Raw genomic sequence first — 23,367 nt, forward strand, 5'->3', positions numbered from 1 at the left:
ATTCATCACAAATGTACTAGAAGCTAGCCAAATCCCCTTAAAACACACTTATAAAACGAAAAATATCGTTAATTGGTATAAGTAAGGCCAATCTGAACACCTGCTAGTATAAAACTTACATTAATAAAAATTAGAGTAGTTGTTTTGTATAAACTTAGTTGGTTTCGGTATAGAAAATTTCAAGCTTGAGTTTCTTATCATCTTCCGCCCCATCAGCACTACCATAAAGGACAGTACCTAAAGGTGAAACTGTATTGGCTATGGGCAATTGCTGTTCTTCTCCATTCTCCAGCATAGCATTCCCCACAGTATTAAGAAACAAATTGGGCGTAGTGGTAAGACCCAAAGTTACATTATCTTCATTATTAACGATAAGGCTATTGATATACGTTGTTATGTTAACACTGTATTTCACACCTCTACCATCGCTATCAGTTTCAATTATTCCTCCATACTCGGTAGACCTACCATCCGCATCACCTGATGATAGCGGTAATATGGTATTCGTTTCCGAATTGTATAGATAAAGCCGTTGTGGCTCAGTACCTAAATTATCATTGGCAACATAAAATACAAGATTGGCATTGTTGATAATCCAATTATTTGATTTTATCTCGTTAAGTGCTTCTCTACTATTTGCTTCATCAAACAATTTAACTTCAGCAAATGCACCTGCCCCTCCTTTTAAATAGATTTTAGATGCATTTTCACCTGTATCCAAGTTATCCGTTATCTCAGAAGGATAGGCTTCATTAATAAATGTATTTACGGCATTACCATCTGTACCCAAAAATTGACCTTGCGAATTAAACGAATCCCTTACAAAACTTAACACTACATCTTTTTGCCCAGCTTGCTCAGTAACTGCACCGGCAGAATCTGCAGTATCATAGTTATATGTAATAGTGATGTTCGCCGATTTTATATCGAACAAAAACATGACATCATTACCTCCCGATGAGAGAGAAAAATGCAATCCGCGCAAAAACTCTTTAAAATTTGCTTGACTTTCAAGTTCTGTAGAACCCTCCTTATCCAAAATATTCTCCTGAAAAAAGTCTTTGTCCAAAGCTACTCGAATTCCAGGTGCCAAATAGTTGAATTGGGTAGACTCATCAACATCTTCAGTAGAAACATCATCTCTTTTAGGCACAGGTATCTGATCTCTGCTAATTACAATTTCTTCAGAACTTGCCTCGCTATCATACAATACCTCATCAACAAAAGTGGGCGCAAATTCCTGACTTGAATAGTATTCTTGGGCCTCTTGAAAATTGGCTGAAGGATCAAGATCACGTAAAAAATAAGTGGACCGCTGTACTTTTAAATTAAAGGATGGATTGTCTCCTTCACGATATAAACGACCATCAACATAAATACTATCCAAATCAAAAGTCTTGGCGAACTGATCCCTTACAAAATTTGCGTCATCCGTATCATCCGTACTATCAAGAGGGTTAGACCCTTTTGTTTTCTCCTGATTATCCAAAAGTCCTCCGCCATCAGTATCACTATTGGGGTCTAACGGATCCTTATCCAGTTCATCTATAACGCCATCCAAATCAGCATCACCTGAAGGATTTGTCAAAAACGGGATGTACAAATAAACAGACTCTACAGTTTCATTTTCTTGAATCTGTGCCGGCACACTAGTGTTTTCAGTATCTTCCAGTTCCTGACTATATGTGCCAAAAGTAGGCGAACCACTAGGCAACAAGACCTGAGTGGTTACCTGTGCTTCGGTTTTACCATAAAGTGGATCATCATAAATGCCCAATTGATAAATTGGCAATCTATTCGTAGATACGGCCTTCACCTTTTTATTATAGGAAAAGACATCAAAGACGGCCTTATTATTTTTGAACGGCTCTCCACCAACTACGCCAGAACCAATGGTTGTCAAGTCTTCTTCACAAGACGTAAAGATGGTAACCAATACTATTACTGCAAGAGCAGGGAGCTTTAATCTGTTCAAAAAAATCATTCGGGCTATTTTAAAACTTCAGTGTTATAAAAATTGGCATACGCTTCCTCAAATTCTTGTAAGGAAACATACGGCAACACAGGTTTTTCAAGGTTGGATATGTGACTTTGTAAATCTTCCGGAATTTCTTCCGCTGCTAAAATAACCGCATCAGAATGATCTACGGCTATCTTTAACAAATTATTATAGGTAGGAGTTTTAAGTGCTTCAATACTATCTTCTGAAATACCATCAAAAGCCACCTTCTTTATCATTTCAGAATCCAGTTCGCCCTCAAAAGACTTACCGTAAACAGAGGTTACGATTTTACTGGTATCGAACAAGGGTTCGTCCGCATAGTATTTCTTCAGGTACAATGGCAATAAAGACGCCATCCAACCATGAACATGTATAATATCTGGAGACCAGTTCAATTTCTTAACGGTCTCAACAACACCTTTAGCAAAAAATATGGCTCTCTGGTCATTGTCCGGAAATAAATTCCCATCAGCATCCGCAAACGTAGCCTTACGCTTAAAGTACTCGTCATTGTCTATGAAATACACCTGAATTCGCTCACGAGGTATAGAAGCCACCTTAATGATTAGCGGCATATCCATGTCGTTAATAACTAAATTCATACCGGACAAACGTATAACTTCATGAAGCTGATGTCTACGCTCGTTGATATTGCCATACCTGGGCATAAAAATCCGAATTTGGCCACCATTGCTGTTAACCATCCTAGGAGTTTCATAAGACATTAGGGAAACTTCGTTCTGCGGAAGATAGGGCACTAACTCCGAGGATACGAACAATATCTTTTTACCATTCATATATGCAATGTTTTTGTGTGTATTTGGTGCAACGTGGCTGCAAAATTACAAAAATTCTACAGATTAGCCGTAATTATAGTAAGTTTGCTCGCTTTTAAACCAAACCTATGCTGGTATTCAAAACTAAAAAAGAACTCTTAGACCACATTTTAAACCGGCCTAAAACGAACACTTTAGGACTCGTACCCACTATGGGCGCACTCCATACGGGGCATGCCTCTCTAGTTCAAAAAGCGGTTAATGAAAATAACACCGTTGTGGTAAGCATATTTGTCAATCCCACTCAGTTTGACAATAAAGAAGATTTGGCCAAATATCCCCATACTTTTGACGCCGATTTAGACCTCTTATCGAAAATTTCGGAAGATATTTTAGTCTTTTCACCTTCTGCAAGTGAAGTCTACGACAACCAAATAGAAGCCAAAAAATATAATTTTGAAGGTTTGGACACCGTAATGGAAGGTGCATTTAGAGATGATCATTTTAATGGAGTAGGTACTATTGTTGAAGCGCTACTTTTACTTGTAAAACCGGACAAGGCTTACTTTGGCGAAAAAGACTTTCAACAGCTACAAATCATAAGAAAACTTGTAAAACAAAAAGAAATTCCGGTTGAGGTTATAGGTTGCCCAATTGTTAGGGAAGCCCACGGTCTTGCCATGAGCTCCAGGAATGAAAGGTTATCGCCCCAATTACGACAAAAAGCTGCATTCATCTACAGAACGTTATTAACTGCCAAAGAAAAATTTGGCACGAAAAGTGCAGATTATGTAAAGGATTGGGTTAAAGGACAATTTAACGAACAGTTAGATTTAGAGTTAGAATATTTTGAAATAACAGATACGGAAACTTTAGGCCCGATCACAACAAAAAAAGAAAACCTAAAATATAGGGCGTTTATTGCCGTTTATGCCGAGGGCGTTAGACTAATAGATAATATTGCCTTATAATTAATTACCTTTGTCAGATGCAAATAGAAGTTGTAAAATCCAAGATTCACCGTGTAAAAGTCACTGGCGCCGATTTAAATTATATTGGCAGCATTACTATTGATGAAGATTTAATGGATGCAGCCAATATCATTAGAGGCGAAAAAGTACAAATTGTAAACAATAATAACGGTGAAAGGTTAGAAACCTATGCCATTCCAGGACCAAGAAATAGTGGGGAAATTACACTAAACGGTGCCGCGGCAAGAAAAGTTGCAGTAGGTGATATTTTAATTCTTATTACCTATGGTAGAATGGATATTGAAGAAGCTAAGAAGTTTAACCCCGCATTGGTTTTTCCTGATGAGGGCACAAATTTGTTGAAGTAAACTTGAACGAAAAACTTAAAAATATACTAAAAACTGTACTCCCAATAGCCTTGGGAGTTTTTTTAGTTTGGTACTCTTACTACAAGACCTCACCGGAAGACAGGACACAAATTTTATTTTACGTAAAAGAAGCCGACCTTTTTTGGGTAAGCATATCCATTATACTTGGCATTCTTGGCCATATTTCACGGGCCGTACGCTGGAACTATTTGTTAGAACCGTTAGGATACAAGCCTAAGATTATAAATAATGTGTTTATTATTTTAATGGCCTATTTTGCCAATCTGGGTATTCCCAGAACAGGTGAAATTCTTAGGGCTACCGCCTTAACAACCTATGAAGACGTTCCTTTTGAAAAAGGATTTGGCACTATTGTAACGGAGCGGGTTATTGATGTAATCATGCTTCTTTTCCTTATTGGTCTTACATTAATTTTACAGACCGATAGTATCTTGGGCTTTTTGCAGGACAGGGGTTTTAACTTAAAAAGCTTATTGCTTTTAATGGGTGCAGGTGTCATTGGACTCATATTTTTCTTTTTCTTCATTAAAAAATCTACGCATACACTGGCCGTGAAAATCAAAGGATTCGTAAAAGGGCTCATGGAGGGCGTTTTTAGCATCTTTAAAATGAAAAGAAAATGGGCGTTTGTGATACACACCCTCTTTATTTGGGGTTGTTATATTGCTATGCTTTGGGTCATAAAATTTACCGTGCCGGAAACCATTCACCTATCTCTTAGTGAACTTATGGTTGCCTTTGTAGCAGGGTCTTTTGCAATGACTGCTACCAATGGCGGCATAGGCCTCTATCCTATTGCAGTAAGCAGTGCTTTGGCCATTTTTGGCATTAGCGCAGTTTCCGGTGATGCCTTTGGGTGGATTATGTGGATTGCACAAACTCTCATGATCGTTGTTTTTGGGGCAATATCTTTTCTGGTATTACCGTTATTCAACAGAAACCGATAAGGTTTTGTTGTACCCAAAAACTGAACCATGTTACGCAAACTCACTTTTTTTGCATGCCTGCTATGCGTTAGTCTGAACGCACAAGTCACACAGGAAATTTTTGAATCGTTTAAACTGCAAGAGCGGCGCGATGTAAAATACTATTTTCCAGAAGACTATGATGAAGAAAAAAAGTACCCCTTAATCGTTGTTCTAGACGGCGAATACCTGTTTGACCAAGTAGTGGCCAACGCCAAATTTTATCATAAGTTTCATGGTATGCCCGCTAGCATTGTAGTGGGTATAGAGCAGAGTAAAAAGAGCATCCGTTTTGACGATTGTGCTTTTGAGCCAGATTCAGGTCTTCCCTCCGAAAAAGCAAAAAAATTCTTTGAGTTTTTAGGGATGGAAATCATACCCTACCTAGACCTCAATTACAGCACCGCCCCGTTTAAAATGATTGTAGGTTATGATATTACGGCCAACTTTACCAACTATTGGCTCTTTAAAGAAAATTCACTTTTTAACGCATACATAAATATATCTCCGGATTTGGCCCCAGAAATGGAAACAAGGGTACCTACACGTCTGGCCGCGTTTGATAAGCAGATTTTCTATCAGTTAATAATGGAGTCCGAAAAAAACAAGAATACACCACGGGTTCTACAGATGGACAAAGCTATTAAGGCAATTGATAAAGAATCTCTTCATTACAATTTTTTACAATATGACGGTGCCGACCATATTTCAATAGCTACTTACGGGCTAGGAAAGGCCTTTGACAACATTTTTGGCATGTTTAAACCCATTAGCCCTAAAGAGTACAAAACACAGATATTGACATCCGAAGAACCTGCTTTTCAATATTTAGAAACCAAATACCAAAGTATAGAGGATTTGTTCGGGTTCAAAAAAACCGTAGACCTTAATGACATCATGGCTATATACGCCGCATGCCGTAAAAAGGAAGACACAGAATCTTTAAAACCCCTTGCCGAACTTTGTAAAAAAGAGTTTCCGGATACGATGATGGGCTTTTATTTTGAAGGCGAATACTATGAGCAATTGGGCGAACCCAAAAAAGCTTTTAAAACTTTTGAAAAAGCTTTTGCTATGGATGAAATAGATTTTCTTACCAAAGAGATGGCTTTAGAAAAAATTGATGCTTTGAAAGCTGATTTTGGATATTAATCCTTAAGCTACAATTCATAAAATACCAAACAAAGTTTTACCTTTAAGGTCAACTTAAAATTTAAGGATGGCCAAAACAAAAACAGCTTTTTTCTGCCAGAATTGTGGTACCCAATACGCAAAATGGGTAGGACAATGTTCCGCCTGCAAAGAATGGAACACCGTAGTTGAAGAAGTCATTCAGAAAGAAGAAAAGGCAAGTTGGAAGACAAGTAACGTTACTGTTTCAAAAATAGCAAAACCATTACGGGTCAATGAAATTAGTACGGATAAGGAGCTTCGGCTAAACACTTTTGACCTGGAATTCAACCGTGTATTGGGAGGCGGCCTGGTACCTGGCGCATTAGTTTTATTAGGAGGCGAACCGGGCGTAGGTAAAAGTACTTTGCTTTTACAAATTGCACTGAAACTTCCCTATAAAACACTCTACGTTTCGGGGGAGGAAAGCCAAAAACAAATTAAAATGCGGGCGGATAGAATTCACCCCAATAGCGAAACGTGTTTTATCCTTACAGAAACCAAGACTCAAAATATTTTTAAGCAGATAGAGGCTACAGAACCGGACATAGTCGTTATCGATTCCATACAAACCCTACATTCCGATTATATTGAATCGGCTGCTGGAAGCATATCCCAAGTACGTGAATGCACCGCCGAACTCATTAAATTTGCCAAAGAAACCAATACTCCTGTTATCCTAATTGGCCATATTACCAAAGATGGTTCTATTGCCGGTCCAAAGATTCTGGAGCACATGGTAGACACCGTTTTGCAGTTTGAAGGCGATAGAAATTACGTATACCGCATCCTTAGAGCCTTAAAAAACCGTTTTGGCTCAACAGCGGAATTGGGTATTTATGAAATGCTAGGTGGCGGACTCAGACAAGTGAACAACCCATCGGAAATATTGATTTCCAAAAATGATGAAGGACTAAGCGGAACGGCCATTGCATCTACTGTAGAAGGTATGCGGCCTTTAATGATAGAAATACAAGCGCTCGTTAGCACCGCAGTATACGGAACCCCACAACGCTCTACCACAGGCTACAATGCCAAACGCCTCAATATGCTTTTAGCTGTTTTAGAAAAAAGGGCAGGCTTTAAACTTGGGGCAAAAGATGTTTTCCTGAACATTACCGGAGGAATTTCCGTAGACGACCCAGCTATTGACCTAGCTGTTATTGCCGCCATCTTATCCAGCAATGAGGACATACCTATTGAAAAAGGGGTTTGTTTTGCTGCAGAAGTAGGACTTGCCGGGGAAATTAGGCCTGTACAGCGTGTAGACCAGCGTATTTCCGAAGCGGAGAAACTTGGTTTTACCTCTATCTATGTTTCCAAGAACAATAAAATCACTCTAAAAAATACAAAAATAGAAGTACACCTAGTTTCAAAAATAGAAGATATGGTCAGTGCGCTTTTTGGATAATGAATATATTTAAAACAAAAAGCAGCGCCCTATCGCTTATCACGAAGGATACGGGCAGTAACCAAAATTATGAGGATTACTGCCACTATTACGATCAACTGTCCAAGACCTACCTTTAGAAAAAACATACAACCCATTTATGGTGCCGGATTAGGAATTGAATTGTGTATTGCTTCAATCCCCTCAAGCACCTCATCACTTAACTTCAGGTCTATACTCTCAATATTTTCCTGTAATTGTTTCATTGAAGTTGCTCCAATAATGGTACTTGTTACAAATGGTCTTGTGTTAACAAAAGCCAATGCCATTTGCGCCATAGAAAGTCCGTGCTTTTGAGCTAGGTCATGATACTTCTCCGTAGCCTTAATTGCTGGGTCACTAATGTATCTGTTATAGTTAGGAAATAAAGTAATTCTGCCCGTTGCAGGCTTCATACCACCTAAATATTTTCCGGATAACGTTCCAAAACCCATTGGAGAATATGCCAACAGCCCTATTTTCTCACGTAACGAAATTTCAGAAAGACCAACCTCAAACTGGCGATTCAGGAGACTATACGGATTCTGAATAGTGATTGCACGGGGCAAACTAGCATGTACCTTACTTTCCGTTAGAAAACGCATGGTCCCCCAAGGTGTCTCATTGGATATGCCTACGTGTCTAATCTTTCCTTCACGAATTAGATCGCGCAAGGTTTCTAATACTTGGTGGATATTATCTTTCCAATGGTCAGATAAATCATGTTTATATCCTCTCTTCCCGAAGTAATTGGTATTTCTCTCTGGCCAATGCAACTGATAAAGGTCTATATAGTCTGTTTGAAGACGACCTAAACTGCCTTCAACGGCACTACGGATTGCTTCTGGCGAAAAACCAGTGGTACGGATAAACTTTGTAAAATCTGCTTTCCCGGCTATTTTTGTAGCTAGTACAACTTTATCACGGTTACTATTTTTCTTGAACCATGTTCCAATTATTTTTTCCGTTGCAGAATGGCGGTCCGGGTGTGCAGGAACGGGATACAACTCAGCTGTATCAAAAAAGTTAACACCTTTTTCTAGAGCATAATCCATCTGTTCATGGCCTTCCGCTTCTGTGTTCTGTTTGCCCCAGGTCATTGTACCAAGGCAAATTTTACTGACTTCAATATCAGTGTAAGGTAGGGTAGTATTTTTCATGTATTCTTTGGGGTATTTTGGGGTACTATTTTCAAAAGCCCCAAATTTAAGCATTTTGAAGGGTTAGGAAAAACCCCTTATCGAATGTTATCTAAAAATCGCCCAAAAGCTCATTTATTACGTGCCAATCAATCTCATTTACCACACTAAGGCTTGTCTACCTCAACCAAAATAGGACAATGGTCACTATGTTTTGCTTCAGAAAGAATAACAGACCTCTTTAACCGATCTCTTAAAGGTTCTGCCACCATGGCATAATCCAAACGCCATCCTTTATTATTATTTCTGGCATTAGCCCGATAACTCCACCAGGTATAGTTGTCCGGTTCTTTATTAAAATGCCTAAAACTGTCTATAAATCCACTTTCCATAAAATTGCCTATCCACTCCCGCTCAACCGGTAAAAATCCTGATACATTTTTGTTACGAACAGGGTCATGAATATCTATGGCCTCATGGCAAATGTTATAATCGCCCAAGACAATGAGGTTAGGATGTGTTTTCCTAAGTTCATCGGCATATTTCTGAAAATCTGCCATATACATTAATTTATGGTCCAACCGAGCTAAATTCGTGCCCGATGGCAAGTACATGCTCATTATAGAAATATCTCCAAAATCCGCCCTGATATTCCTTCCTTCAAAATCCATGTAATCTATACCTGTTCCCTTTTGGATGGCATCCGGTTGTTTTTTAGACAAAATAGCGGTTCCGCTATACCCTTTTTTCTGAGCACTAAACCAATAATTGTACTTATAACCGGCCTCTTCAAAAAGTGAGAGGTCTAGTTGCTCCTCCATCGCTTTTATCTCCTGAAGACAGACCACATCCGGACCAACCGTTTGCAACCACTCTTTAAAACCTTTATTCAATGCGGCACGTATGCCATTTACGTTATACGATACTATTTTCACGTCTGTTACTTTTTTACGAAAATAAGCATTGTGGACCAAGAAGCCCGTGAAGTTTCCTATTTTTACGCACTTCTAACAAAAGCCCCAAATGAAGCCTATTTTTTCAGCCCTTACCCTTTTACTTTTTATACAACTTGCAAATGCGCAAAGCCCAATTCAAAAAGATAGTATTACCGTGTTAGAAGAAGTAATTCTAACGGACACCATCCTAAAAAAACAAGCTACAGGAATTGTTCCTTCTACCATTATAGGCTCAAAAAGTTTTCAGAACTATAGTCCTGTAGATATGGTTTCTGCCATTAACCAGATTCCTGGGGTATTTGTGCTTTCGGGAGCTTTGAACACAAATAAAATTACGATTAGAGGTATCGGGGCCCGTGCCCAGTTCGGGACGGACAAGCTTCAACTTTATTATAATGATATTCCTGTAACAAATGGCACGGGCGCTTCTACCATTGAGACCTATGACCTAGAAAATCTGGACGGCATAGAAGTTATTAAAGGACCAAAAGGCACAGCCTATGGCACAGGTCTTGGCGGAGCTATCATTCTACGGTCCGACAAAAATCTGAAAGAAACCTCTAGTCTTGAAAATAGTTTTACAGCAGGTTCGTACGGGCTCTTGAAGAACAATCTTAGATTCTCGCATTCAGACAAAAAACTCTCCCTGATGCTACGGTATGGGCATATGGAAACGGATGGATATCGTGAAAACAACAAGTTTGAGCGCGATGGAATTTTGATTAATACTTCGTATAAAATCAACCCTAAAAACACCTTTTCTTTTTTATTGAACCATATTGATTATTCTGCACAAATACCAAGCTCTTTAAGTAGATCTGCTTTTGACGAAAACCCGAAACAAGCAGCTTTTACATGGAAATCTTCTCAAGGCTTTGAAGACAACAACTACACCCTTGCCGGACTCTCTTACCAACATAAATTTAGCTCACGATTAAAAAACACCACCAGTATCTTCTATACTTATCTTGATCATTATGAGCCAAGACCCTTCAACATTCTGGATGAAATTACCAATGGGTATGGTTTTAGAAGTAGATTTCTTGGCGATTTTAATTTTCTCCAAGGGAAGGCCGAATATACTTTTGGGGCCGAACTGTACAAAGACGAATACAATTGGGGCACATTTGAAAATTTATACCAAGAGAATAACGGTAATGGCAGCCTGAAGGGAATGCGCATTAGCAGAAACAAAGAATTCCGTAGAAAATTTAATAGTTTTGGATCTTTGACCCTACCCTTTACCAATAAACTAACGGCCCAAATAGGCCTTAACATTAACAAAACGCATTATGACTTTAGGGACCAGTTCAATACCGGCTCAGATAATAAAAGTGCAAAACGTAATTTTAGTGCCATTGTATTACCCAGTCTTGACGTAAGTTATCATCTGAATACGGACCATTCCATATACGTCAATGTTAGCCGAGGTTTTTCCAATCCAAGCTTAGAACGATCTCTTACCCCGGAAGGCGTAATTAATCCTGATATTGCACAAGAAACAGGCATGAATTATGAAATAGGCGGACTGTTTAATTTTTTCAATAAAAACTTTCGGGTAGACGTGGCTATCTACCGCATGGACATCAAAAACCTTCTAGTAGACCAACGCATTGGCGAGGATCAATATGTTGGAAAAAATGCAGGAAGCACCAAGCATCAAGGAATAGACCTAGAGTTAAGCTACGCCATTAAACTATCGCCACAACTGCAACTCAGACCTTTTATAAATTATACTTTAAGCGATTTTAGCTTTGTAGAATTTATTGATGAAGACAACGATTTTTCAGGAAACCCGTTAACAGGTGTTCCTAAAAACAGATTAAATTCTGGCTTACAATTACAAATGAAAAACGGTTTTTATTGGAACACAACCCACCAATATGTAGATCAAATATCATTGACAGATGCCAACACCCTCTACAGTGACGAATTTAATGTGTTTAACTCAAAAATTGGTTATAGAAAACAATTATCCGCCCGCTTCTCTATTGGGTTTGATTTTGGGGTCAACAACATTTTTGACACCAAATATGCCCAATCCGTTCTTATTAACGCCACAGGGTTTGGCGGCAGTGAACCGCGCTATTATTACCCAGGAAACGGACGTAATTGGTATGGAGGCTTAAAATTAGGAATGAAAATTTAAGCTTCTTGCATTTTCATTAACCAGCTTTTCATGTCTACCGCTTTGTGAATAATTGACCTTAAGCTAGATATGTCAACACGTTCCTGCTCCATTGAGTCACGATGACGAATAGTAACGGTATTATCCTCTACCGTTTGGTGATCAACCGTTATACAGAATGGAGTACCATTGGCATCCTGCCTTCTGTAACGACGCCCAACAGCATCTTTTTCATCATATATTACATTGAAATCCCATTTAAGGTCATCAACTATTTTATGGGCTATTTCTGGTAGACCATCTTTTTTCACCAATGGAAATATAGCCGCTTTGGTAGGAGCCAAAACAGCCGGTAATTTTAAGACCGTTCTAACCGAACCGTTTTCCAGCTGCTCTTCCCTTAACGAATTAGAGAATACGGCCAAAAACATACGATCCAAACCTATTGAAGTTTCCAATACGTAAGGCACGTAGCTTTCTCTGGTTTCCGGATCAAAATATTGTAGTTTTTTTCCGGAGAATTTCTCGTGGCTAGACAAATCAAAATCAGTTCTTGAGTGTATTCCTTCCAATTCCTTAAAGCCAAAAGGAAACCGGAATTCTATATCTGCGGCAGCATCTGCGTAGTGCGCCAATTTCTCATGGTCATGAAAACGATAATTTTCTTCACCAAGACCTAGGGAAAGGTGCCATTTTAAACGGTTCTCCTTCCATTTTTCATACCATTCCTGCTGTGTACCCGGCTTAATGAAAAATTGCATTTCCATTTGCTCAAACTCCCGCATACGGAAAATAAATTGGCGCGCCACAATTTCATTACGGAACGCTTTTCCTGTTTGGGCTATCCCAAAAGGAATTTTCATTCTTCCGGTTTTCTGAACGTTCAAGAAGTTCACGAAAATACCTTGTGCCGTTTCCGGACGTAAGTAAAGGTCCATAGCAGTCTCTGCAGTAGCCCCTAACTTAGTTCCGAACATGAGGTTAAACTGTTTTACGTCTGTCCAATTTTTAGAACCTGACATAGGGCAAGAAATATCCAACTCCTCAATAAGTTTTTTAACGTCTGCCAAATCTTCATTCTCCAAAGACCTACCTAGTCTTTTCAAAATTGAAGTTGCTTGTTCTTGGTACTCCACCACTCGTGGGTTGGTTGCCAAAAACTGTTCTTTATCAAACTTATCACCAAAGCGCTTAGCGGCTTTAGCCACTTCCTTTTCTATTTTACCCTCAATTTTTGCAACATGGTCTTCAACAAGAACATCTGCACGGTATCTCTTTTTGGAATCCTTGTTATCTATTAACGGATCACTAAAGGCATCTACATGTCCGGAGGCTTTCCAAGTAGTAGGGTGCATAAAAATCGCGGCATCAATACCTACAATATTGTCATTAAGCTGCACCATTGCTTTCCACCAGTAGTCCCGTATATTTTTCTTAAGTTCGGAACCGTTCTGTGCGTAGTCATAAACGGCACTTAATCCATCATATATTTCGCTAGATTGAAATACGTAACCGTATTCCTTTGCATGGGAAATTACCCTCTTAAAATCATCTTCTTGTTTTGCCATGCGGCAAAAATAGAATATTAGGGCAATGAGTAAAAATTTATTTTAATTCAAATTCACTTGAAGACAGAAGTTTTTGGTTTTCAAAAACATTCAACCTATAAATACCTTCCTCTAAAGATCCTTGAGGCAAAGTAATGAAGTCACAAACATTGGTTTCTTCCCCACTAAAAACAAACGCCACTCGCTTGCTATAAATATTCCCGTTTACGGATATGGTGTTTGCATTATCTTCTATAACCCGCATATTTGGGTCCAAAAATTGGAAGTAGATTACCTTTTCGGCATTTAGTTCGTGGCCGTCCGCAGCTACGGTAACACAACCACGCAATTTTTCAATAAGTGATGCTTTATTGGTTTTTATTGGTTTGCCCGAGCGTAAACGAAAACCACTGCCTTCCGTATTCTGTAAGGCCAAGTATTTTTTAGCTTTGAGTTCCTTGTTCAACTCGCTAATCTTTTTTCTTTGAAGAGCCTCAGCTTCGGCAAGGGAACTACTTTTTCCTCGTAAAACCTCTATTTGCTTCTTGGTTTCCTCATATTTATCAGAAAGAAGCATATTGTTGTACCTCAAGAAATTGTTCTTAAGCTTTAAACTATCGTTCTTGGCTTCCAACCTGCGTAACTCGGTTTTATATTCCCTAAGTTTTTCTACGGTAAAATTTAAGCGACCAACGGAATCCAACAATTGTTGCACCCTATATTTTGAACTTTCTAGCTCAATTTCATTTACCTCATTAAGTGCCGAAAGTCTATCAACATCGGTTTTCATTATGGTAAGGTCTTTTACCAGCAGCTCTTTTTCTTGTTCCAAGAAAACAATCTGACTTCTAGATTGTGCATAGCTATAGTAAAATGCTATTAAGATACCTATGATAACTGCAACTAGGGCAGTAAGTATTATCTTGTAGTTAAATTTAGTATCTTGAACGTCCATTGGGGCGTATGGGGCTTTAAGGTAGGTTGCGCTAAGGCTAAGGTTTGGTGTTTAAAATGTTAACAAATATACTAAATGATATCAATTCGGTCTTAGCACCACGGGTGTGTTTTGGATGTAATGTTCATTTAAACAGAGGAGAGAAACTCATCTGTACCATTTGCCGAAACGATTTGCCGCTTACCGATTATACTTTTAACGACGAAAACCCCGTTGACCGTATATTTTATGGCAGAATTAACATAAAAAAAGCAAGTTCCATGCTTTTTTTCTACGAAAAAGGTATCGTTCGCGAGCTTATACACCATTTAAAATATAAAAATCAGGAAGAAGTGGGTACATTTTTAGGGGACTGGTACGGGCAACTTCTAAAGGAAAACAATGAACTTACCAACGCAATAGACCTGGTAATTCCCGTTCCCCTGCACAAGAAAAAACTAAGACAACGCGGTTACAACCAAATAGCTTCTTTTGCACAGCGTTTGGCGTTTCACCTAAACGCAGACTATGTTGACCACATTTTGATAAAAACAGCAAATACAAAAACACAGACCAAAAAGGGGAGAATAGGCAGATGGCAAAATAAAAAAGACCTGTACACTCTCTCAGACTTTAACTCACTAAAAGACAAGCGTATTCTTTTGGTAGATGATGTTATCACTACCGGTGCCACCATGGAAATATGTGCTAGAACATTAGCCCAAGTACCAAATACTACAATATTTATTGCCAGTATGGCGGTTGTACCTTAAGTGTGGAATTAAAGAAAATTAGTTGTTTCTTTGTGCCATAGTTCAGTTAATATGGTCCGCCGGTTTTTCACCTTTTTATTTCTATTCATGATTGTTGCCGTTCTATGGCAATGTGCGCGCAGGGGAAGCCCAAGTGGTGGTCCTAAAGACCTTACCCCCCCTACTTTGACCAAGACCGAACCGGATAGTATGACCACCAACTTTAAGGCCAGCCGTATCCGATTGTATTTTGATGAGTTTATAAAACTAAAAGATATTCAGGAACAACTCATAGTTTCTCCTCCGTTAAAGTATCAACCGGACATAACCCCACAGGGCGGCGCAAGTAAATACCTTGAAGTGAAATTTAAGGATACGTTACGCGAAAACACAACATACACCCTTAATTTTGGGCAAAGTGTACAAGATAACAACGAGGGTAACCCCAGTAGTTTTCTAACCTATGTCTTTTCTACCGGAGACTATATTGATTCCCTTGACCTTACCGGCGCAGTTAAAGATGCTTTTAAGAAAAAAGCGGATGATTTTATTAGCATAATGCTATATGAAATTGATACGGCCTATACAGATTCTACCATCTTTAAAAGACCTCCAAACTACATTACCAACACCTTGGACAGTGCCGTTATATTCAAGCTTAAAAACCTTAAAGAAGGGCAATACAAACTTTTTGCCTTAAAAGATGAAGCCAAGAACAACATGTTCGATCAGAATGTAGATAAAATTGCCTTTCTTCAAGACACTATAAATTTACCCACAGATTCTACTTACGTACTGACCCTTTTTAAGGAAATACCCAATTACAGTATGGCCGTACCAAGTCTGGTGGCTAAAAACAGGATTATTTTTGGTTATTATGGCGATGCCAGTGATGTGGAAATAAAACCAATAACATCTATACCCGATACCGTCAAGACCAAAATACTCAAAGAAAAAGACAAAGACTCCCTCAATTTTTGGTTTACTCCCTACGAAATGGACTCTATAGTCTTTACCGCCACGAACGAAAGATTAAAAATCATAGATACCTTTACCGTTAAGGGCAGAAAAGTTGATACGGATTCGTTGAGACTGAACCCCAATCAAAACGGTTCTCTTAATTTTAGCGACCCTTATTTTATTTCGGCCAATACACCGATAAGCGCTGTTGATTCTACCCTGTTTTTTATGACGGACCAAGACTCCTTGGCTGTCAATTTTACCACAAAGTTGGATACGATAGACAACAAAGTTGATATTGATTTTACCGTAGAACCTAACCAAAGCTATCAATTAGATCTTTTACCTGGTGCCATTACGGATTTCTTTGGACAGGCAAATGACACAATCTCTTACTACCTATCTACGAGTAGCTATGCGGATTATGGAAATTTGAGATTTAACATTACTGGAGGTGACTATCCTTTAATTGTTCAGCTAACCGATGAGAACGGTGTTTTAAAAAGGGAAATTATAGCCACTGAACCCAAAGTGTTCGAATTCAACAATCTTGAACCTTCCAAATACCTTATCCGGGTTATTTTTGATGCCAATGGCAATAGCAAATGGGATACGGGTAATTTCCTAAAAAAACAGCAGCCCGAAAAAATTAGCTACTACCCTGATGTTATTGAAGTAAGGGCTAATTGGGAAATGGAACAAACTTTTATTATTCCAAACTAAAACGGTCCCTATCGTTCAGAAACCTAAGCTTGGCGCGCACGTTCTGAATATGTTTTTTTGATAATGACGCCGTTACTATTTCATCATTTTCAGAAAAAGCCAAGTCCTTGCCCAAACTATCAAACACTACGGAATGTCCCGGGTATGCATGACCTACATCATCCGAACCAATTCTGTTGACACCTATACAATAGCTCATATTTTCAATAGCACGTGCTTTTAGCAAAGTATCCCAGGCGGTAATTCTTGGTTCCGGCCAGTTGGCCACATAAACCAACACATCATAATCTACGGTATTTCTTGCCCAGACAGGGAAACGCAAATCATAACAAATCATAGGACAGATTTTGAACCCTTTATAATTTACGATGAGCCTTTCGTTGCCTGCCTTATATACTTTATCCTCGCCCGCAAGAGTAAATGTATGGTGCTTGTCATAAACCGAAGTTTTCCCGTCCGGCTCAACAAAGAACAACCTATTTTTATAAATTTTATTTTCTGAAAAAACAATACTGCCCATAACAGCTGCTTTGTTTTCTTGGGCCTTTTTTTTCATCCAGACCAATGTCTTCTGTCCCTCTTCTGTTTTGATATTTTGTGGCTCCATAGTAAATCCGGTAGTGAACATTTCCGGAAAGACTATTAAATCAACATCAGAAGGAAGAGCTCTTAGTTTTGCATCTAGCGCCACTCTATTGGTTTCAGGGTCCTCCCACTTCAACGAGGTCTGTACCAAGGCTACGTTCAATAGTTCATCCATAGAAAAAATCAATCAAAATGTACATCAATTTTATTTTCAACTGCCATGCTATGCAATTGCTTTAGCTGCGATTCCAAAATCCGGTCTATTGAAAGTTCCGGTAAATTGTCCATATCAAAAAAAGCGGCCCCTTCCATATCAAAACCATGATTAAGCTCACCACCTGTAAGCTGGCATAGAAAGCAAAGCTTATACACATAAAAGGGTTGTGGTGGGTGCGGGTGCGATTGCTTGTCATATACCGCCAACAATCTTACAACACTGGTGCTCAAACCGGTTTCCTCCTCTATTTCTTTAGTAACACAGGCAGATGGTGGGTATCCCACTTCGGCCCAACCACCAGGTATGGTCCATTTACCATCAATGCTTTCCCTAGCCATTAAAACCTGATTCTTATCGTTCAGTACAAGCCCACGAACATCAACTTTTGGCGTTGGATAATCCGTAACGGGCATATAAAATTCCTCTAAAACTAGTAATGGCTTATTCGCCAATGAAGCAATCAACTGCAGCGCGATTTGCTTAAGCTCTTCATAACGCTCTCTGTTATATTCGTCCTCTGCATAAACAAGACCCGTTTCCGCTAGGGCCTTAATTCTTTTAATCTGCTCCAGTTGCTTCATTTAAATCTCTGAATCAATCGTTAGTACCCAATAAACTTATAAGTTCTGGAACGCCTTGCATCTTGGCATGGTCAAACGCCGTATTGCCCCTGGCGTCTTTTGCCGTTGTATCCGCTCCATGTTCCAATAACAGTTTTGCTATTTCCAGTCTATTAAAAGTTGCCGCATATATCAGACAAGTTGCCCCCATTGAATTACGTTCATTAACGTTAGCTCCTTTTTCAATCAACATTTTGGCAATGCCCGCAAAACCTTTAAAACATACGCCCATTAGCGCTGTGTTTCCTGAAGCATCTACCGCATCTATTTTAGCCCCATTGTTCAAAAGCACCTCTGCCGTCTCTATCTGATCATAATATGTAGCCAAAATTAACGGAGTAGAGCCCCTTTGATCTGTAGTATTTACCAATTCTGGATTTTCCTTAAGCATTGAGACTACCTCTTGTGTATTGCCCAAGCGTATTTCATTAAAAAATTTGTCACTCATAATCTGCTAGTATCATGTAGGTCTTGAGAATGATTAATGAATAAACACACCCTATACCTTTCAATTTATAAATTTAAAAAAAAGAGCCACGGTATGTGCCGCGGCCCTATAAATAATTACTCCAATTTTACTTTCTACGAAATGGATTTTAAAAATTAAGCTCCAACCTCTTCCGGTTTTACATTGGAATTTGGATCAATCCCTCCTTTTCTATCGTTTAGTGCCTTTTCAACACCTGCTCCATAGGCCGGGTCGGCTGCATAAAAATGTTTCAACTGTCTTTGCACTATTTCTTCCGAAACTCCGTCCATGGCAGTGGCGATATTATTAAAGAGACGTTGTCTTTGACCATCATTGAACATACGGAACAAATCTCCAGGTTGCTTGTAATCCCCAAAGGTATCGTTCTCCTCATAACGTCTAACATCTCCGTTAATTCTCATTGGCGGTTCCTCTGCACTTGGCACTTCTTCTGCTCCTCCTTTTGTATTAGGTTCATAATACGCATCCGGATTTCCAAAGTCATTGCTAAAAAATCGCATAGCACCATCTTTATGATAGTGATTTACTTCATTAAGAGGTGCATTGGCGGGAAGTGCTTCATAATGTGTTCCCAAACGGTACCTATGTGCATCGGCATACGAAAAGATACGGGCCTGTAGCACCTTGTCCGGTGAGAACCCAATACCTGGCACTACGTTAGATGGGGAGTAAGCGGCATTCTCAATATACTGCCAATAATTATCTGGGTTTTTGTTCAGCTCAAGCTCTCCCACTTCTATTAACGGATAATCGCCATGTGGCCACACTTTTGTAAGATCAAACGGGTTATACGGTGTTTTTTCTGCATCGGCCTCTGGCATAATCTGCACCTTTAACGTCCATTTTGGGAAGTTTCCGGCTTCGATTGCACCAAAAAGCTCTTCTTGATATTTTTCTCTGGTTTGACCTATAACCTCAGCAGTTTCTTCATTGGTATAGTGCTTATGGCCTTGCTGTGTTTTAAAATGGAATTTTACCCAAAAACGCTCACCATCATTGTTCCAAAAACTGAAAGTATGCGATCCGTATCCGTTCATATGCATTGGTGTAATTGGAATACCGCGATCAGACATTAAAATAGTTACCTGATGAAGGCTTTCAGGAGATAGCGACCAATAGTCCCACATTGCTTCAGGAGAGCGTAAGTTAGTTCTAGGGTGTCTTTTTTGTGTATGGATAAAATCTGGGAATTTATAACCGTCCCTTAGGAAGAAAACCGGAGTATTGTTACCTACCAAATCCCAGTTACCTTCTTCCGTATAGAATTTTAAAGAAAAACCACGTACATCTCTTTCGGTATCTGCAGCGCCCAATTCTCCTGCAACTGTTGAAAAACGTGAAAGTACAGGGATCTGGTTACCTACTTTAGAGAATATTTTTGCACATGTATACTTAGAAATATCATGGGTTACCGTAAAAGTACCCATAGCACCCCATCCTTTGGCATGAACCACTCGTTCCGGTATTCTTTCACGATTTTGGTGCGCCAACTTTTCCAATAGCTTGTAGTCCTGTACTACAACGGGGCCTCTTTCTCCCGCTGTTTTTGAGCGCTGGTTGTTTGCTACCGGAGCTCCAGCCGATGTTGTCAATTTTTTCTTCATATCTAAGTATTTTTTAAACCACTCAATTTACTGAGTATCAATTATTTTCAAAATAAAGGTACCAAAAAGAGACAAATACAGTATAAAAAAATAATATTAAAATATTATTTTAAAATAGATTTTAACTATTAATAATGTCGATTGAGATAAGAATTCTAGTAAATGCATCCAATTTTCAACAAACAACCGTTTATCTTAATTGGTTTTATCAACTTAACACAAAATATGACAGATTATTCGTATATTATTGTCGTAAATTATATAGGATTGTGTTAAATATGGTCTCTTATGTTTCATAAGGAAACGTACTATTCATTGTTAAGTCCTATTTTTACAATAAAACCCCTAAACATTGCAAACTCTTTCTATAACTTCCTTAATCAAAGATTCCCCGACAGCAGTTGCTATTTTGGATACGCAACTACGCTTTGTAGGAAATTCTAGAGTGTGGCTAAACGATTTCTGCCCTGATTATGAATCAATCATAGGCGAAAATTATTTTGATATACTTTCCAATACCCCAGAAGAATTAAAATCCGTACTTCATGAATGCCTTGAAAAGGGATTAAAAAATCTTAACGAGGGAGAAAAATTCATTTTTCCTAATGGCAAAGTCCAGTGGCTAAAATGGAGAATAAGCGCTTGGACCAATAATAACAACGAAATAGGAGGTCTCATAGTTACCCTAGAAGATGTAACCGAAACAAAACGTAGTGAAGAACTTTATGCTAAGGCTGAACGCGTTGCACGAATAGGTGGCTGGGAGGTTGATATGTCTACAAATTTTGTGCATTGGACAAATATAACCAAAGATATCCATGAAGTACCTAGAGATTTTAAACCGAACCTAGAAACCGGCATAAATTTTTATAAAAAGGGAGAACATAGAGAAAAGATAACAAGCTTGGTAACCAATGCCATTACAGATGGCACTCCTTGGGATACAGAGTTGATAATCGTTACTGCAAAAGGAAATGAGGTATGGGTTAGGGCAAAAGGCGAAGTTGAGTTTCTAGACGGGAAATGCGTACGTATTTTTGGAACCTTTCAGGATATTGACGAAAAAAAGAAAACACAACTCAAGTATTACGAGGTTACCCAGAGACTTGAAGTTGCTACTAAAGGAGCCAATGTAGGTATATGGGACTATGATATCATAAACAACCAACTCGTGTGGGACGATAACATGTACCGGCTCTACGGAATTGACAAAAATGATTTTAAGGGTGAATACGAAGCTTGGCAAGCAGGCCTGCACCCTGATGATAAAGCCCGGGGAGATCAAGAGATTGCCAAGGCCATATCCGGAGAAAAAGAATTTGACACTGAGTTTAGAGTTGTTTGGCCCAATGGGGAAACTAGATACATAAAAGCCTCAGCGGTAACCCAAAGAAATTCTGATGGGAAGGCCATTAAAATGACAGGGACCAATTGGGACATTACCGAGCTTAAGAACACCCAGATGATGCTCACTAAAAGTCAAGAATCTTTTTTTGGTGCCTTCGAGAATTCGGATACAGGTATGGCCATTGTTAGTATAACTGGCAAATGGATTAAAATAAACGAAAGTCTGTGCTCTAGTTTAGGCTACACAGAAGAAGAGCTTCTTAAATTAACCTTTCAGCAAATAACCCACCCCGAAGATTTACAGAATGACATAGATTTACTGAACCAAACTATTGCCGGAGAAATACCAAGTTACCAGATGGGCAAACGTTATTTCCACAAAAACGGCAGTATTGTTCATGGTATTTTGACCGTAACCGCAGTTAAAAATATTAACGGTAAAATTTTACACTTCATTTCACAAATTACGGATATTACCCCGCAGATAGAAAACGAAAAAAAATTAAAACGTTTGGTTGATATTACCTCAGAGCAAAATGAAAGTCTCTTAAACTTTGCCCATATCGTATCACATAATCTACGCTCACATTCCAGTAATTTGGCTATGCTTACCAATTTTTTGGTCAAAGAAAAAAGTGATGAAGAACGCCAAAACCTTTTGGGTATGCTCAGAGGCGCATCGGACAGTCTCAACGAAACCATACTACATTTGAACGAGGTAGTTCAAGTAAAAGTCGGTTCTTTAGAAAAGATGAAAAGCATTAACCTATACGAGTCTATAAAAAATGTAGAAAAGAACTTGAACCTTCTTATCCAAGAAAAAGGTGCGATTTTAGAAACTAACGTTCCTGAAAATCTTACGGTTAGTGGCATCCAGGCTTACATAGACAGTATTGTGCTTAACCTAGTCTCAAATAGTCTCAAATATAGTTCTCCGGACAGAAAACCTCTAATTCAAATAAATTCAGAAATCCAAGAAGATGGCGTAGTTCTTTCTTTTAAAGACAATGGTTTAGGAATAGACCTGGAAAAACATCGTGAAAAGCTCTTTGGCATGTATAAGACTTTTCATCGCAATAAAGACGCTAAAGGTATTGGTCTTTTTATTACCAAAAACCAAATAGAAGCTATGAACGGTACAATTGAGGTGGAAAGCGCCGTTGATGCAGGAAGTACTTTTAAACTACACTTTAAAAAACCATTGACATGAATATGAATATCACTAAAATTAAGAGCGTCTGCATTATAGACGATGACCCAATCTTTATCTACGGCACCAAACGTATCATGAACGAGGTTGATTTTGCTGACGAAATTATTGTTTATAACGATGGCCTTGCTGCATTTGATGGATTAAAGGAAATGACCCAGAAGGGAGAGGAACTACCCTCTATGATTTTTCTGGACATTAATATGCCTATTATGAACGGGTGGGAGTTTTTGGATGAGTTTGTTCAGCTACCCAATAATAACGCAGAAAACATAATCATATATATAATCAGTTCGTCCGTTGACCCTCGTGATGTTGTCCGAATTCATGAATACAAAGTTGTCAACAACTACATTTTAAAACCTATTTCAATAGAAGATCTTCATAATATTCTTCAAAATGTAAGTAATTAAGGCTATTTGTTTATTTTAGGCGATTGGACAAAATCATTAA

General features: G+C 38.7%; 20 protein-coding genes. 10 read left to right on the forward strand and 10 right to left on the reverse strand.

The window, feature by feature from the left end:
* Positions 1–154 precede the first annotated feature (154 nt).
* Positions 155–1,984 (reverse strand): DUF4270 domain-containing protein, encoded by a 1,830-nt coding sequence (locus SJY45_RS11855; protein WP_400070918.1) that lies wholly within the window; start codon positions 1,982–1,984, stop codon positions 155–157.
* 5 nt (positions 1,985–1,989) lie between these two features.
* Positions 1,990–2,799, reverse strand: coding sequence for a glycogen/starch synthase (locus tag SJY45_RS11860; protein ID WP_215437382.1), 810 nt, complete (start codon positions 2,797–2,799; stop codon positions 1,990–1,992).
* Between the two features lie 107 nt (positions 2,800–2,906).
* Here SJY45_RS11860 and panC point away from each other — a divergent pair, with 107 nt between their 5' ends.
* The 5 genes from panC (at position 2,907) to radA (ending at position 7,684) form a co-directional block, all read left to right on the forward strand.
* Positions 2,907–3,749: a pantoate--beta-alanine ligase gene (gene panC, locus SJY45_RS11865; RefSeq protein ID WP_400070920.1), complete on the forward strand. Its 843-nt coding sequence runs from the start codon at positions 2,907–2,909 to the stop codon at positions 3,747–3,749.
* Positions 3,750–3,766: 17 nt separating this feature from the next.
* The gene (gene panD / locus SJY45_RS11870) at positions 3,767–4,117 is read left to right on the forward strand and encodes an aspartate 1-decarboxylase (RefSeq protein ID WP_215437378.1); all 351 of its coding nucleotides are present in this window, start codon (positions 3,767–3,769) and stop codon (positions 4,115–4,117) included.
* Positions 4,118–4,119: 2 nt separating this feature from the next.
* Complete coding sequence (locus SJY45_RS11875; RefSeq protein WP_400070922.1) at positions 4,120–5,085, forward strand: lysylphosphatidylglycerol synthase transmembrane domain-containing protein; 966 nt, start codon at positions 4,120–4,122, stop codon at positions 5,083–5,085.
* Between the two features lie 27 nt (positions 5,086–5,112).
* Positions 5,113–6,255, forward strand: a complete 1,143-nt coding sequence (locus SJY45_RS11880) for an alpha/beta hydrolase (protein ID WP_215437373.1) — start codon at positions 5,113–5,115, stop codon at positions 6,253–6,255.
* Positions 6,256–6,322: 67 nt separating this feature from the next.
* Positions 6,323–7,684: a DNA repair protein RadA gene (gene radA / locus SJY45_RS11885; RefSeq protein ID WP_400070924.1), complete on the forward strand. Its 1,362-nt coding sequence runs from the start codon at positions 6,323–6,325 to the stop codon at positions 7,682–7,684.
* Between the two features lie 137 nt (positions 7,685–7,821).
* On the opposite strand, the gene SJY45_RS11890 is transcribed toward radA, so the two are convergent.
* Together SJY45_RS11890 and SJY45_RS11895 are read right to left on the reverse strand one after the other, a co-directional pair.
* Entirely contained in the window at positions 7,822–8,862 is a 1,041-nt protein-coding gene (locus tag SJY45_RS11890; RefSeq protein WP_400070926.1) for an NADP(H)-dependent aldo-keto reductase, read from the reverse strand.
* A gap of 146 nt (positions 8,863–9,008) precedes the next feature.
* Positions 9,009–9,776 carry an exodeoxyribonuclease III gene (locus tag SJY45_RS11895; protein WP_400070928.1) on the reverse strand — a complete coding sequence of 256 codons (768 nt, stop codon included), beginning with the start codon at positions 9,774–9,776 and terminating at the stop codon, positions 9,009–9,011.
* Between the two features lie 88 nt (positions 9,777–9,864).
* Between SJY45_RS11895 and SJY45_RS11900 the strand changes: the two genes are divergently transcribed.
* Positions 9,865–11,946 (forward strand): TonB-dependent receptor family protein, encoded by a 2,082-nt coding sequence (locus tag SJY45_RS11900; RefSeq protein ID WP_400070929.1) that lies wholly within the window; start codon positions 9,865–9,867, stop codon positions 11,944–11,946.
* Here SJY45_RS11900 and SJY45_RS11905 read toward each other — a convergent pair.
* The gene (locus tag SJY45_RS11905; RefSeq protein WP_289060612.1) at positions 11,943–13,493 is read right to left on the reverse strand and encodes a glycine--tRNA ligase; all 1,551 of its coding nucleotides are present in this window, start codon (positions 13,491–13,493) and stop codon (positions 11,943–11,945) included. The two genes, SJY45_RS11900 and SJY45_RS11905, sit on opposite strands and share 4 nt — an antisense overlap.
* A 37-nt stretch (positions 13,494–13,530) precedes the next feature.
* Positions 13,531–14,427 carry a hypothetical protein gene (locus tag SJY45_RS11910; RefSeq protein ID WP_289037397.1) on the reverse strand — a complete coding sequence of 299 codons (897 nt, stop codon included), beginning with the start codon at positions 14,425–14,427 and terminating at the stop codon, positions 13,531–13,533.
* Positions 14,428–14,483: 56 nt separating this feature from the next.
* Here SJY45_RS11910 and SJY45_RS11915 point away from each other — a divergent pair, with 56 nt between their 5' ends.
* A complete protein-coding gene (locus SJY45_RS11915; RefSeq protein WP_400070931.1) occupies positions 14,484–15,179 on the forward strand; it encodes a ComF family protein in 696 nt (231 codons plus the stop codon).
* Positions 15,180–15,266: 87 nt separating this feature from the next.
* Positions 15,267–16,841, forward strand: a complete 1,575-nt coding sequence (locus SJY45_RS11920) for an Ig-like domain-containing protein (protein WP_400070933.1) — start codon at positions 15,267–15,269, stop codon at positions 16,839–16,841.
* On the opposite strand, the gene SJY45_RS11925 is transcribed toward SJY45_RS11920, so the two are convergent.
* From SJY45_RS11925 to SJY45_RS11940, 4 genes are all read right to left on the reverse strand, one after another.
* Complete coding sequence (locus SJY45_RS11925; RefSeq protein ID WP_400070934.1) at positions 16,828–17,601, reverse strand: amidohydrolase; 774 nt, start codon at positions 17,599–17,601, stop codon at positions 16,828–16,830. The genes SJY45_RS11920 and SJY45_RS11925 overlap by 14 nt on opposite strands.
* 8 nt (positions 17,602–17,609) lie before the next feature.
* Complete coding sequence (locus SJY45_RS11930; RefSeq protein ID WP_400070936.1) at positions 17,610–18,224, reverse strand: NUDIX hydrolase N-terminal domain-containing protein; 615 nt, start codon at positions 18,222–18,224, stop codon at positions 17,610–17,612.
* 13 nt (positions 18,225–18,237) lie between these two features.
* Positions 18,238–18,711: an ankyrin repeat domain-containing protein gene (locus SJY45_RS11935; RefSeq protein WP_215913658.1), complete on the reverse strand. Its 474-nt coding sequence runs from the start codon at positions 18,709–18,711 to the stop codon at positions 18,238–18,240.
* A 155-nt stretch (positions 18,712–18,866) separates the two neighbouring features.
* On the reverse strand, positions 18,867–20,357 hold the full coding sequence (locus tag SJY45_RS11940; RefSeq protein WP_400070939.1) for a catalase: 1,491 nt from the start codon (positions 20,355–20,357) through the stop codon (positions 18,867–18,869).
* Between the two features lie 352 nt (positions 20,358–20,709).
* Between SJY45_RS11940 and SJY45_RS11945 the strand changes: the two genes are divergently transcribed.
* Together SJY45_RS11945 and SJY45_RS11950 are read left to right on the forward strand one after the other, a co-directional pair.
* Positions 20,710–22,914, forward strand: coding sequence for a PAS domain S-box protein (locus tag SJY45_RS11945; RefSeq protein ID WP_400070941.1), 2,205 nt, complete (start codon positions 20,710–20,712; stop codon positions 22,912–22,914).
* On the forward strand, positions 22,911–23,327 hold the full coding sequence (locus SJY45_RS11950; RefSeq protein ID WP_400070943.1) for a response regulator: 417 nt from the start codon (positions 22,911–22,913) through the stop codon (positions 23,325–23,327). Before SJY45_RS11945 ends, SJY45_RS11950 begins: the two co-directional genes overlap by 4 nt.
* The last annotated feature ends 40 nt before the right edge of the window (positions 23,328–23,367 follow it).

The sequence above is a fragment of the Zobellia russellii genome (assembly GCF_044597075.1).
GTDB lineage: Bacteria > Bacteroidota > Bacteroidia > Flavobacteriales > Flavobacteriaceae > Zobellia > Zobellia russellii.